Source organism: Yunchengibacter salinarum (genome assembly GCF_037658235.1).
Taxonomy (GTDB): domain Bacteria; phylum Pseudomonadota; class Alphaproteobacteria; order Sphingomonadales; family Kordiimonadaceae; genus Yunchengibacter; species Yunchengibacter salinarum.
Genome location: NZ_JBBJLN010000004.1, coordinates 23215 through 36263, shown reverse-complemented (window position 1 = coordinate 36263; position 13049 = coordinate 23215). Strand labels below are relative to the sequence as shown.

The 13049-nt window shown below is 63.2% G+C and carries 11 protein-coding genes; 7 read left to right on the top strand and 4 right to left on the bottom strand.

The annotated features are described in order from the left end of the window. Complete coding sequence (locus tag WGH93_RS05140; RefSeq protein ID WP_374763794.1) at positions 1 to 744, bottom strand: hypothetical protein; 744 nt, start codon at positions 742 to 744, stop codon at positions 1 to 3. A gap of 174 nt (positions 745 to 918) precedes the next feature. Between WGH93_RS05140 and WGH93_RS05135 the strand changes: the two genes are divergently transcribed. From WGH93_RS05135 to phoB, 7 genes are all read left to right on the top strand, one after another. Further along, positions 919 to 2292, top strand: a complete 1374-nt coding sequence (locus tag WGH93_RS05135; RefSeq protein WP_374763793.1) for an ATP-binding protein — start codon at positions 919 to 921, stop codon at positions 2290 to 2292. A 224-nt stretch (positions 2293 to 2516) separates the two neighbouring features. Continuing rightward, positions 2517 to 3797 (top strand): substrate-binding domain-containing protein, encoded by a 1281-nt coding sequence (locus tag WGH93_RS05130; RefSeq protein ID WP_374763792.1) that lies wholly within the window; start codon positions 2517 to 2519, stop codon positions 3795 to 3797. Continuing rightward, the gene (gene pstC / locus WGH93_RS05125) at positions 3794 to 5173 is read left to right on the top strand and encodes a phosphate ABC transporter permease subunit PstC (protein WP_374763791.1); all 1380 of its coding nucleotides are present in this window, start codon (positions 3794 to 3796) and stop codon (positions 5171 to 5173) included. Before WGH93_RS05130 ends, pstC begins: the two co-directional genes overlap by 4 nt. A gap of 8 nt (positions 5174 to 5181) precedes the next feature. Then, a complete protein-coding gene (pstA, locus tag WGH93_RS05120; RefSeq protein WP_374763790.1) occupies positions 5182 to 6522 on the top strand; it encodes a phosphate ABC transporter permease PstA in 1341 nt (446 codons plus the stop codon). Between the two features lie 43 nt (positions 6523 to 6565). Beyond that, positions 6566 to 7336 (top strand): phosphate ABC transporter ATP-binding protein PstB, encoded by a 771-nt coding sequence (gene pstB, locus WGH93_RS05115; RefSeq protein WP_374763789.1) that lies wholly within the window; start codon positions 6566 to 6568, stop codon positions 7334 to 7336. Positions 7337 to 7374: 38 nt separating this feature from the next. Then, a complete protein-coding gene (gene phoU, locus WGH93_RS05110) occupies positions 7375 to 8079 on the top strand; it encodes a phosphate signaling complex protein PhoU (protein ID WP_374763788.1) in 705 nt (234 codons plus the stop codon). A 44-nt stretch (positions 8080 to 8123) separates the two neighbouring features. Continuing rightward, the gene (phoB, locus tag WGH93_RS05105) at positions 8124 to 8810 is read left to right on the top strand and encodes a phosphate regulon transcriptional regulator PhoB (RefSeq protein WP_374763787.1); all 687 of its coding nucleotides are present in this window, start codon (positions 8124 to 8126) and stop codon (positions 8808 to 8810) included. A 63-nt stretch (positions 8811 to 8873) separates the two neighbouring features. Here phoB and asnB read toward each other — a convergent pair whose 3' ends face one another. From asnB to WGH93_RS05090, 3 genes are read right to left on the bottom strand one after another with little or no spacing between them, the layout of a single operon-like run. Beyond that, entirely contained in the window at positions 8874 to 10811 is a 1938-nt protein-coding gene (gene asnB / locus WGH93_RS05100; protein ID WP_374763786.1) for an asparagine synthase (glutamine-hydrolyzing), read from the bottom strand. A gap of 2 nt (positions 10812 to 10813) precedes the next feature. Further along, positions 10814 to 11821, bottom strand: coding sequence for an exosortase A (gene xrtA, locus WGH93_RS05095; protein ID WP_374763785.1), 1008 nt, complete (start codon positions 11819 to 11821; stop codon positions 10814 to 10816). Then, the gene (locus WGH93_RS05090) at positions 11818 to 13047 is read right to left on the bottom strand and encodes a TIGR03087 family PEP-CTERM/XrtA system glycosyltransferase (protein ID WP_374763784.1); all 1230 of its coding nucleotides are present in this window, start codon (positions 13045 to 13047) and stop codon (positions 11818 to 11820) included. The genes xrtA and WGH93_RS05090 overlap by 4 nt, the downstream gene beginning before the upstream one ends. Between the last annotated feature and the right edge of the window lie 2 nt (positions 13048 to 13049).

Below are 13049 nucleotides of genomic sequence, written 5' to 3'. Positions count from 1 at the left end.
TCAACCGCCGCGAACATAATTCAGGATGGACACATAACAGGACAGGCCCGGCAGGCTGCCGCTCTGGCCATAATGATACACATAGCGGCTCAGGATCAGGGCGAACAGTCTTTCGTTGCGGCTGCCGGGGGCGATGGCGCCGTCTTCGCTGAACAGATCGCCGATCACCGTGCCGTCCAGGCTTGACAGGTCGGTCAGCGCATAACGACATTCCAGATTGCGGGGTATGCCGCCATTGGACTCGAACTCGTCATCATCATCGTCATCATCATCCCGGTCGTCTCCGCCGCCGGGATGCGGGATTCCCTGCCGTTCGTCCTCGTCCCCGTCCTCATCCAGCGGGTCGTTCCAGAAGGCTTCCGCGTCCAGACGGTCTTCGGCATCGCACCCGCCGGGGCGAAATTCCTCGTCCACGCTGCCCTCCGGCAAATGAATGCCGAAACGCTTGAACCGGTTGACCAGCCCCGGCGTGATCTTGCCGCTGCCAACATTGATTGTGGCAACCCATGCCTGACCGTCAGAGGCCACAAGGGCATAGAAGCTGTTGGGCACATTGATCGCGCAATCCACCGCGGAAGCCAGCGCATTGGCGGCGGACGCCCGCACGGAAAACACCATGGGCGCCCCGGCCAGGCCCAGTTTCAAAAGCTGGCGCCGCCCGGCGCCCAGTTGACCGCCCGCCTCATCGGGGGCGACCACAGGGGGTTCGCCGGATCGGGGTGCGTTGCTGTGCTGGTCGTCCATGCTGGTTCATCTCCCGGATCAGCCTTGCGCTGCCATGCTTTCAATCTAGAGGAAAGAGAGAACAGACGCCACCCTTTATCATTGCATCGCGCCGGGGCTTTGCCCACACTGGTCCGGCCTTGTCGCGGTCCTGCAAAGGCGTGTTTCAAGGGAACAATCCGAAATGAGCCTTTCATGAAAACACCGTCAAACAAGCGCCTGGAATCATCCCTGTTCAATGAATATGCCCTTGCGGCGGCGGTCACATTGCTGGCCGCACTGGCCTATGCCCTGGGGGATGCGGCGGTGTGGCTGCCCATCACGGTTGCCGTCCTGGCTTTCTATATCGCCGCGCGACTCGTGATTCGGCGGCGATTTGAGACCCTCCAAGGGCATCGGGAACAAATGCGCGCTGGCCGGCCCGGCCAGAACCGGGCCGTGAAAGCGGTTCGCGCAAAGGCCCTGAACGCGCTGCCCTCGCCGATTCTGGTGGTGGCGCAGGATCATCGCATCGCCTTTGCCAACAGCGCGGCGAAGGCATTGCTCGGCGCGGACGTGGTGGGCAGCGATGCCTTTCTGCACCTGCGCCAGCCGAACCTTGTAGCCAGCCTTGAATCCGCCCTTGAGGGGGAGGCCGACCGGCTGGACGGCGTACAGTATCATACCACATCGGGCCGCGCCTTTGATGTGACCATCGCCCGTGTGCCCGGCGCGAACAAGGGCGATGCCCCGCAGGTAATGGTGTTTTTCTATGAAGTAACCAGCCTTTTGCGCACCGAGCAGATGCGGGTGGACTTTATCGCTAATGCCAGCCACGAACTGCGCACGCCGCTGGCGTCCATCATGGGGTGCATCGAAACGCTTCAGGGGCCCGCCGCCGACGATACCGAAGCGCAGGCACGGTTTCTCGATATCATGGGGCGGGAATCCACCCGAATGACACGGCTGATCGATGACCTTCTTTCCCTGTCGCGGATCGAGGCCGCGCGCCATGTGGACCCGCAGTCCCGCGTGGATGTGGCACAACTGATCCAGCATACCATCCGCGCCGTGGAAGCCATCCGTTCCGAACGGGGTATCACTATGACGGCGGATGTGGCACCCGATCTGCCCCCCGCCGTGGGCGACGCGGACCAGATCGCCCAGGTAATGACCAATCTGGCCATGAACGCCGCCAAATATGCCACGGAAAACACCCGTGTCACGCTGCGCGCACGCCTTGGGGAAAGTGGCCGGCAGATTCATCTGAGCGTGCGGGACGAAGGCCCCGGTATCGCGCCCGAACACCTGGCCCGGCTGACGGAGCGGTTCTACAGGGTCGATGCGGCCCGATCCCGCAAGATGGGTGGCACCGGGCTTGGCCTTGCCATCGTCAAGCACATTCTGCTGCGTCATGACAGCCAGTTGGACATGCGCTCCGAGCCGGGCAAGGGGTCGGTCTTTTCCTTCAAGCTGAAAGTGGCGCCGAACGCACGGGGCGAACGGAGCGAACGAGCGGGCGCAAAGGCGGAGCAGAAAAGCGGTGCGGACGCAAACCGCGCGGCCACTGAAACAAAGCCGCCTCAATGATGGCATGGCGGGACCGGCCAGCATGAGCCGAAAGCGGAATGACGGGGCGACTCCGCGCCGTTGTAACATGTCCATTGACGAGCGAGAGGGCTGAAGCGCGGCCCTTTCAGGCGAGCATCCCTATAAAAATGCGGCCTGTCATGAGTCTGTCATAAAGGATCGATAGGCAGTGTCCGGGCGCCGCCGCAGGGCGACGCACCCTTCATCCCTGTTGGAGTGTCATAATGCGCAAGCGCCAGACAGGCTCCCCACATCCCGCCCGAAACGCCAGCCTGACCGGTTCGCGGGCAAGCGCCCCGGCATATCGCTCCGCCCCCGGTATTGTCCGCCTGTCCTGCCGTCTGGGGGCATTGATGGCCGCCATGCTGACCGGCCTCGTTTTTGGCGCCGAAAGCGAGGCCCAGAGTCGCAATCAGATGCGGATTACCGGGTCGTCCTCGGTCTTTCCCTTCTCCACGCTGGTGGCCGAGGAATTTGGTCGCTCCACCCGATTCCGCGCGCCCATTGTGGAAAGCATCGGCTCTGGCGGCGGCTTGCAACAATTCTGTCAGGGGCTTGGAGCCAACACACCGGATATTGCGAACGCATCCCGGCGGATCAAGCAGTCGGAAGTGGATCTGTGCGCCAGCAACGGCGTACGGGACATTGTGGAAATCCGGTTCGGCTATGACGGAATCGTCCTTGCCAATACCAAGGCGGGCGATGCGTTCCGACTCAGCCTGCGGGAAATCTATCTGGCCCTGGCCAAGTCCGTGCCCGCCCGGCTTGCGGGCACGAAATCCACCCCGACGGGTGACGCCGCATTCATGGAAAATCCGTTCGACAACTGGACGGACATCAACCCGGACCTGCCCGATCAGGAAATCATCATACTCGGCCCGCCGCCCACAAGCGGCACGCGGGATGCCTTCAATGAACGCGCCATGGAAGCCGGCTGCAACATGATCCCGGAAATCCGCGCGCTGGAGCATGATCAGCCAGGCCGTCACAAACAGCTCTGCCGGGCTTACCGGGAAGATGGCCGCTATGTGGAAAGCGGCGAAAACGACAATCTGATCGTGCAGAAAATCCAGGCGGACCCGGATGCGATCGGCATTTTCGCCTTCAGCTTTCTGGACCAGAACAGCGACATTCTTCAGCCCATAGGCGTGCGCAACAAGGCGGGTGAACCGATCTATCCCACATTCGCCAATATCGGCGAGGGGCGTTATCCGATTTTCCGCTCCCTGTTCTTTTATGTGAAAGCGGCCCATGCGCAGGTGATCCCCGGCGTGAAGCCCTTCCTGCTGGAATTTACGCGCGAACGCACCTGGGGTCCGTTCGGTTATCTGGTGGATCGGGGTCTGATTCCGCTGTCTGAAAAGGATCGGAAACTGTACCGGCTGACGGCACGGGAGTTGATTCCACTGGATCTGTCTGTCAACGGGCCGGCGCCCGAAGCGCGGCGCCTGCTTGAACAGAGGCGCAAGTCGGATATGGCCCAGGACGAGGAGCCGACCGGATGACCAATGCGGCAATCTTCATCCTGATCATCATTCTGGCACTGGCGGGCTTCACCGTCGCGCGGGAGCGTGCCATCCGTTCGGCAACTGCGGCGGGCCGGGCACTGCATTCCCTGCCCCGGCATTATGGCTATCTCACCGCCACGGCGGGCTTTCTGCCGGGCCTGATGGTTCTGGTCGCGTGGCTGCTTTTCGGCGAAGGCGTGATTGAAAAGCTGGTGATCCAATCCCTGAATGCCGCCACCCGGGGCGAGTTGGCGGAAACCCGCGACCTGCTGATCAACCGGCTTCAGGTGGCCGTTCGGTATGGTGAAAAGCTGGAATCCGATCCCGTGATCCTGAACGCGGCAGAGCGGTACCGCGCCCTTTATACCCAGGGCATCTGGGGCACCTTCCTGCTGGCCGTGGGCAGCGGCATTGCTGGAACGCTGTTGACCCTGAGGCGGATCAACCCGGATTTCCGGGCCCGCAACCGCTTTGAAAGCGTGCTGATGTGGGTGCTGATCCTGTCTTCCGGTATCGCCATCCTGACCACTGTGGGCATCGTGGCATCCCTGCTTTATGAAAGCGTGCGCTTTTTCCAGGATGTGCCGATCCACGACTTCCTGTTCGGCCTGAAATGGAGCCCGCAAACGGCCCTGCGTGCGGATCAGGTGGGGTCGAGCGGGGCGTTCGGCGCGGTGCCACTGTTTGCCGGAACCTTCCTGATCAGCCTGATCGCCATGCTGATCGCCGGGCCGATCGGCCTGATGGGGGCAATCTATCTAACCCAATACGCCTCGGCGCGGATGCGCAATATCGCCAAACCGCTACTGGAAATCCTCGCCGGTGTGCCAACGGTGGTTTACGGCTTTTTCGCCGCCATCACCGTGGCGCCTTTCTTCCGTGAAAGCGGCGATTTTTTTGGCCTGCCCATCGCCAGTGAAAGCGCGCTGGCCGCCGGGGTCGTCATGGGTATCATGATCATACCCTTCGTTTCCTCGCTGTCCGACGATGCCCTGACAGCGGTGCCACGCCCCCTGCGGGACGGGTCCTATGCCCTGGGCGCCACCAAATCGGAAACCATCATCAAGGTGCTGCTTCCCGCCGCCCTGCCCGGTATTGTGGGCGCCTTCCTGCTGGCCATCAGCCGCGCCGTCGGGGAAACCATGATCGTGGTCATGGCTGCCGGTATGCGTCCGAACCTGACCGCCAACCCGTTCGAGGCCGTGACCACCGTAACGGTACAGATCGTTGCCCTGCTCACCGGGGATCAGGAATTTGACAGCGCCAAGACACTGAGCGCCTTCGCGCTGGGGCTGGCCCTGTTCGTCATCACCCTTGGCCTGAACATGCTGGCGCTTCGCATCGTGCGCAAGCACCGTGAAATCTACGAGTGAGGCCGCCCATGGAAGACCATGACATGCCATCAAGGGAAACCGGGCGCGACGCCCGTCACCCAACCGACTGGATGGGTCCGGCCATGCAGGCACAGCTCAGGCGGCGCTATCGCCGTGAAAGGCTGTTCCGCGGAATCGGGCTGGGCGCGCTGCTGGTGGCCGGGCTGTTTCTGGCCACCCTGTTGTTCACCATTGTGCGGGATGGCGCGGGCGGCTTTTTCCAGACCGAGATCGCGCTCGATGTTCCGATACAGGAAGATGTGGTGGGCGATCCCGAAAGCATGACCCCAAGCGCTTTCGCGGATCGGGTGAAAAAGGCCAATATGCTGGACCTGATCATGCCGGCCCTGCTGAACCAGTTTCCCGAAGTGGAAACGCCCGCCATGCAGCGCCGCCTGCGCAAGATCCTGAGCCGGGGTGCGCGGATGGAAGTGCGTGATTTCATCCTGTCCAACCCGAAGAGCGTTGGCGAAACCCGCCGCCTGTGGCTGCTGGCGTCGGACGACCTGGACCAGGTGAACAAGGGCAATGTGGATATCTCCCTGCCCGAAAGCGACCGCCCCATCAAGGATCTGGAGCTGGGCTGGTTCAACGACCTGGAAAGTGCGGGGCAGGTGGACACGCGCTTCCATACCCTTTTCCTGTCCACCGGCGCCTCGCGGGACCCGGAACTGGCCGGCATCTGGGGGGCGGCTGTGGGCTCGTTCCTGACCCTGTTGGTCACTTTTCTTGTGGCGTTTCCGCTGGGGGTGCTGTCCGCCATCTATCTGGAAGAATTCGCCCCAAGCAATCGCATCACCGACTTTATCGAAATCAACATCAACAATCTGGCCGCCGTGCCCAGCATCGTTTTCGGCCTGCTGGGGCTCGCGGTCTTTCTGGGGACGTTCGACCTGCCGCGTTCCGCGCCGCTGGTAGGGGGGCTGACCCTGTCGCTGATGACGCTGCCCACCATCATCATTTCCAGCCGGGCGGCAATCAAGGCGGTGCCCTCCTCGCTTCGGGATGCGGCCCGCGGGCTCGGCGCCTCGCCCATGCAGGTGGTTTTCCATCAGGTGGTGCCCAGCGCCATGCCCGGTATGCTCACCGGCTCCATCATTGGCATGGCACAGGCGCTGGGTGAAACGGCGCCGCTGTTGATGATCGGCATGGTCGCCTTCATCGTGGATGTGCCCACGGGCATTACGGATGCGGCCACCGCCCTGCCCGTTCAGATATATCTATGGGCGGACAGCCCGGAACGGGCCTTTGTGGAAAAGACATCCGCCGCCATCATGGTGCTTCTGGCATTCCTGATCTTCATGAATGCCATCGCCATCTGGCTGCGCAACAAGTTCGAGACCAAGTGATAACCGGTTCGGCTGACACAGGGCCGACAAGTATGAGACCGTCATGACCCAGAGAGGCAACACCAAGGTATCCGCGCGCAACGTTCATGTGCACTATGGCGACACCCATGCCATCAAGGGTGTGGACCTGGACCTTCACATGGATGAGGTGACCGCCCTGATCGGCCCGTCCGGTTGCGGCAAATCCACCTTTCTGCGCTGCTTCAACCGGATGAACGACGTGGTGGAAAACTGCCGCGTCACCGGCACCATCACGCTGGATGGTCAGGACATTTACGATCCCAAGATCGATGTGGTCCAGTTGCGTGCCCAGGTGGGCATGGTGTTTCAAAAGCCCAACCCGTTTCCCAAGTCGATCTATGATAATGTGGCTTACGGCCCGCGTATTCACGGCCTGGTGGCCAATCGCGCGGAACTGGATGAGGTGGTCTCCACCTCGCTGGAAAAGGCGGGTCTGTGGGATGAAGTAAAAGACCGCCTGGATGCGCCCGGAACGGCCCTGTCCGGCGGGCAGCAGCAGCGGCTGTGTATCGCCCGCGCCATCGCGGTCAGCCCGGAAGTGATCCTGATGGACGAGCCCTGTTCGGCGCTGGACCCGATCGCCACTGCCAAGGTGGAAAGCCTGATCGAGGAACTGAAAGGCCGGTACGCCATCGCCATCGTCACCCACTCCATGCAACAGGCCGCCCGAATTTCGCAGAAGACGGCCTTTTTCCACATGGGCCACCTGATCGAAGTGGGGGATACCACGGAAATTTTCACGTCTCCCACCGAGGAAAAGACGCGAGATTACATAACAGGTCGATTCGGCTAGAATCTGATGGTTCGGATTTGAACCTTTGAGGAGCAGACATGAACGAGCATATTGTGCGGTCCTATGATGACGAGTTGCAGCAATTGCGCAGCATCGTCAGTCGCATGGGCGGCATCGCTGAAAGCCAGCTTGCCGGCGCCATGGAAGCGCTGGAGACCCTGGATGTGAGCGCGGCCAACACGGTGCGCGCCACGGACAAGGATCTGGACAAGCTGGAAATGGAAGCGGAAAAGGCCGCCATTTCCATGTTCGCCCGTCGCGCGCCCGTGGCCGACGACCTGCGCGAGGTGGTTTCCATTCTGAAAATGACGGCGATGCTGGAGCGCACGGGCGATTATGCCAAGAACATCGCCAAGCGCATCACCGCCCTGAGCGCGGTGTCACAAGACCCCATGCCAGCCGTATTGGCGCGCATGTCCGGGGAGGCGCGCTTCATGATCAACCGGGTGATGGACGCCTTCGTGCACCGGGACAGCGATCTGGCCGTGGATGTGTGGGAACATGACGAAACGCTGGATACCCTGCACAACGAGGCTTACCGGCAGCTTGTGGCGCACATGAGCGAAATGCCGGACCAGATCGGCGCCCTGACCCATTATCTGATGATCGCCAAGAATATCGAGCGTATCGGGGATCAGGCCACCAACCTGGCCGAACTGATCTTCTACATCATCGAAGGCGACAAGCTGGATCGCAGACCGAAGAACGACATCACCTCGGAAGACCCGTTGGATTCCTTATAGGCCCCGACCCTTATGGGATCAGGCCCTGCTACGGAGATCGGCACGTGAAAACGCGCATTCTGCTGATTGAGGATGACGAAAACATCACCGAAATGGTGCGCTACAATCTGGAGCGTGCTGATTTCGAAATAGAGACCGCGCTCGACGGTGAAGAAGGCCTGATGCGCGCCACCGAGGAAGTGCCCGACCTGGTTCTGCTGGACTGGATGCTGCCAAACCTGTCGGGGCTAGAAATCTGCCGCCGTCTGCGCCGCACACCGGAAACCGGCAATGTGCCCATCATCATGCTGACGGCCCGCACCGAGGAATCAGACCGCGTACGCGGCCTGGATACCGGCGCCGATGATTATGTCACCAAGCCCTTCTCGCCCAAGGAACTGATCGCCCGGATACAGGCGGTTCTACGGCGGATGCGCCCGGTGCTGACCGGGCAGCAACTGACCTTCAATGAAATCACCCTGGACAATGTTTCCCATCGGGTGGACCGGGGCGGGCGTGCCGTTCATCTTGGCCCCACGGAATACCGGCTGCTGCGGCATTTCATGGAAAATCCGGGCCGGGTCTTCAGCCGGGAACAATTGCTGGATGCCGTCTGGGGCCATGATGTTTATGTGGAACCCCGCACAGTGGATGTTCACATCCGCCGCTTGCGCAAAGCCATCAATGAAAAGGGTGAACCGGATTATATCCGCACCGTGCGCTCGGCGGGCTATGCGCTGGATAACCCCTGAAGCGATGGCCTGAAGCGATGGTCTGAAGCGCACAGTTCCGCAAAGCCGCCCGCGATCGCCGGATCAAGGCCCCGTCTGGTCGGTCACGCCGGGGTCAACCCTGATATCCAGCGCTTTGGCGCAGCGATCCAGCACCAGCAGGGACCACAATATCTGGCCGTGATCCCCGTGGCCCGCCTTGTGGGCGCGCACCAGATCGGCGACCCGCCCCGGATCGAACAGACCGCTGGATGCCAGCCAGCCTTCTTCCGACAACAGGCTGTCCAGCGCCGGGGCCATGGCACCGCGCAGCCACTGGCCCAGCGGCACATCAAAGCCCTTTTTCGGGCGGTCCAGCACACTGTGCGGCACAAAGCCGCGAATGGCACGGCGCAGCGGCCATTTGCCCTGCCCTTTTGCGATCATGCCGTCAGTGGGCAGGGTCAGGGCCCAGTCCACAAAGTCCCGGTCCAGAAACGGCACCCGCACTTCCAGCCCACACGCCATGCTGGCCCGGTCCACCTTGGTCAGGATATCCCCCGGCAGCCAGGTCTTCAGATCGATGTGACGGGCGCGGGCCAATGGCGGCAGAGAGGCCGCTTCCCGATCCAGCCGCTCGAACCGGTGAACGGCCCGGTAATCCCCCAGCCGGTCGCGCGCATCCCGGCTGTAAAGCGGCAGGCGATCCCGATCCGGCCCACGGGCAACACTGTTGAAATACGCCTGGGCGCTGGTTCGGGCCAGCCCTTCCAATGTGGCCTTGGGCCGCAGCCAACGCGGCGCCCGATCCAGCTTCGGCATCAGGCGAGCCAGCGGCGCGATCACGCCTTTTTGCAGCCAGCGGGGCAGCCAGCGGCGCAGCCGCTCTTCCATCCCATGCATCCGATAACGGCGATAACCGAGGAACAGTTCATCGGCGCCGTCCCCGGAAAGGGCCACGGTCACCCTTTCGCGCGCGAGCTGCGACACCCGGAAGGTGGGCAGCGCGGAAATATCGGCCAGCGGCTCCCCGTAAAGCGCGGGGATCAGATCGAGCAAGGCGCCGTCCGTGGCGGTGGCGGTGCGCGCCTGATGGTCAGCGGCGAAATGGGTGGCTACCTCCTGCGCGGCGGCGGCCTCGTCATGGGCGGGATCATCACTGGCGATCACGCAGGTTTTCACGCCCGGCCCGTTCAGTCGCGTCATCAGGCCCACAATGGTGCTGGAATCAAGGCCGCCGGACAGAAAGGCCCCCAGCGGCACATCCGCAATCAGGCGGCGTTTCACACTGGCGCTCAGCCGGTCCAGCAGCGTGCCAGCATCAGGCCGGGCATCATCGGGCCGGGCATTCGGGTCTGGCGGTGCCACAGCGGGCGCCCAATGCTGCTGACGCCGGGCCGCACCGCGCACCGGTACGGATATCATGGACCCCGGCGGCAGCTTTTCCACGCCTGCCACCAGACAGTCCGGGTCCGGCACATAACCAAGCGCCAGATAGTCTTCCAGCGCGGTCATGGACAGCACGCGCGGGCCATTCCACGCTTCCAGCAGGGCGGGCAGTTCGCTGGCAAACAATAGCCTACCCTCATCCAGGCTGAAATAAAGCGGCTTGATGCCCAGCGGATCGCGCGCCAGATGGCAGGTCTCGCTGCGGCCATCCCACAGGGCAAAGGCGAACATGCCCCGCAGGCGGTCCACCACCGACAGCCCCCAGGCCAGATAGCCCACCAGAATCACTTCCGTATCGCAATGGGTGCGGAAGGTCCAGCCGTCCCCTTCCAGTTCCCGCCGCAACTGGCGGAAATTATAGATTTCGCCATTATAACTGATGGCCACCCGGTCGCTGTCATCCACCATGGGCTGAGCACCGGCTGCCACATCCAGAATGGCGAGCCGCCGATGGGCCAGCCCCACCGCCCCCCTCAGATAGCGGCCTTCACCGTCCGGCCCGCGATGGGCCAGCTTGTCCGCCATACGGTCCAGCACGGCGGACTCCGGCGGGGATGCATCGCCAAGGGCCAGATATCCGGCAATTCCACACATGGCTACCCGCCCCCCAGGAACGACCAGTCAAAACCCGGCGGGCCGAGCATGGGCACCGGCCAGTCCGGCAGCGTCAAGGCACCAAGGGCGAGCAGCGTAACAAGGCCGATCAATGGCCAGGGAGACACCCGGCGCGACGGCGGCAGCGCCAGATCGCACGGGGGCCGGAAAAGCAGCGCGTCCCGATCCCGCATCCACAAGGCCACGGCCACCATGGCCAGCAGTACAAGCGACAGAAAGGCCCAGCCATAGATCAGGTGATCCACCCCCTTCATGGCGTCCTGCCCTGCCGCTTCACCCAACAGGATCAGGCCGTAAACCCTGACACCATTGGCCAGTATCGGCACGCCGAGGCCCGCCAGCACAAGCGCCACCCGCTTCATCGGCCGCGTTACGGCCAGGTCCGCCAGAAACAGTCCGATCACCACGCTGGTATAGAGAAACCGAACCCCCGCACAGGCTTCGGCCACTTCGTAAAGCCCGCCGGGAAGCCGGATCAGCATGGCATCCACAATAGGGTTGAACCCGCTGAAACGGAGCGCGCCAATAACCCATTCCGCCGTCAGATGCTGAAGGGGAGTCACGATACCGGTTCGCACCGGTACCATCAGGAACAGGAACAGCAACGGCACCAGCAGGATACGCGCCGCCCGTGGCCCCAGCGCTGCCCATACCACGCCCTGACAGGCCAGCACCAGGCTGATATGGGCGGGCAACCGCGCATCCATGCCGCGCGCCGTGGCCAGCAACACCAGGGCCAGGGCGAGCAATGCCAGCCCGCCACCGCCCGGCGCCGGTTTGACCCGGATCAGCCAGGGCCGCCGCAACCACGCCATCCAGCCCGCCATGAACGGCACCGCCAGACCATAGGAATGCAGGTCCCGTGTCAGCCACAGGCCGACCATGTGCACCAGCGTATCCCGCCAGACAATAAGCACCAGCAGCACCAGCAGGCCCAGAAACCAGAGCCCGCGCGCCCAGTCATAGCGCATGGTCATGCCGTCGGTCATGCGGGTTGATCCCCTGTCAATTCCGCCACGAGGCGGTCCACATTTTTCAAAATGGCGGGCCAGGCATGATGGTGGTGCACAGCCGCCCGCGCGCGTTCACCGAGGGCCCGCGCCCTGCCGGGCTCCGCCATCAGGCCAAGCAGGCTGTCCGCCATGTCAGCAGGTGCATCCACCACCATCAGATCCTTTCCCGCCACGGCCAGAATGCCTTCATGGGCGGCGGATGTGGCCACCACGGGCCGGGCCATCGCCATGCCCTCCAGTACCTTGTTCTGCAAGCCCCGCGCCGTCTGAAGCGGGGCGATCACAATGGCCGCGGCGGCGATATGCGCGGCCATATCTTCCACCGCACCGGTCTGGCGCACATCGCCGGGTGCACGGGCCACAACCGGCCCAAGCGCCGCGCCGCCCCGCCCCGCGATCACCAGCCGGGCGTGTGGCCGGGCCGCCACCACGGTGGGCCACACATGGGCCAGAAACCAGCGCATGGCTTCCTGATTGGGGGCATAATCCATATCGCCGGTAAAGACCAGATGATCAGGCGCGTCGGGGGCGGCGTACCGATCCGGGTCAAAGGCCGACAGATCCACGCCGTTGCCGATGGCCACCACCCGATCCACCGGCACATCGGGCAAGCGCTGCCGGGCGAGTTCCGCTTCGGGTTCGGATACCAGGCTGACCCGCCGCGCCGCCGCGCTCAGGCAGGCTTCCGCCCGCGCCACCCGTCGGGCTTCAAGCCGGTACAGGGCCGCCATGAGCCCGCCCCCGGCGCCATAAGCGGCCCATTTGGCGGAATCCACATCCACCATGTCGAACCAGACGGGGCATCCATTCGGCACAAGCGGCATGGCCAGATGGGCGCTCACGCCCGAAATGCAGAGCACCAGATCAGGTGGCCGGCTGCTTAATCGCCGACGCACCCAGCGGCGCATCGCGCGTGCCGGATAGGCCCCGAAACTGAGCGGCCGCCCGGTAAACAGGGCCATCAGGGCGCCCAACCACCGGGTGGACTTCGACACCTTCACCACCTTGAGCGCGGCCAGCGCCGGGCGGAGCCGGGCCTTCAATGGCGCTATCTGTACCGCGTCCGCCGGGTCGTCCATATAACAGCCAAGGTCCAGACTGTGACTTCGGGCCAGGTGGTCCAGCAGATGGAAGGCGCGAATCTTGTCCCCCTTGTTCGGGGGGTACGGCAAGCGATGCACCAGAACCAGAATATGCGCCATCA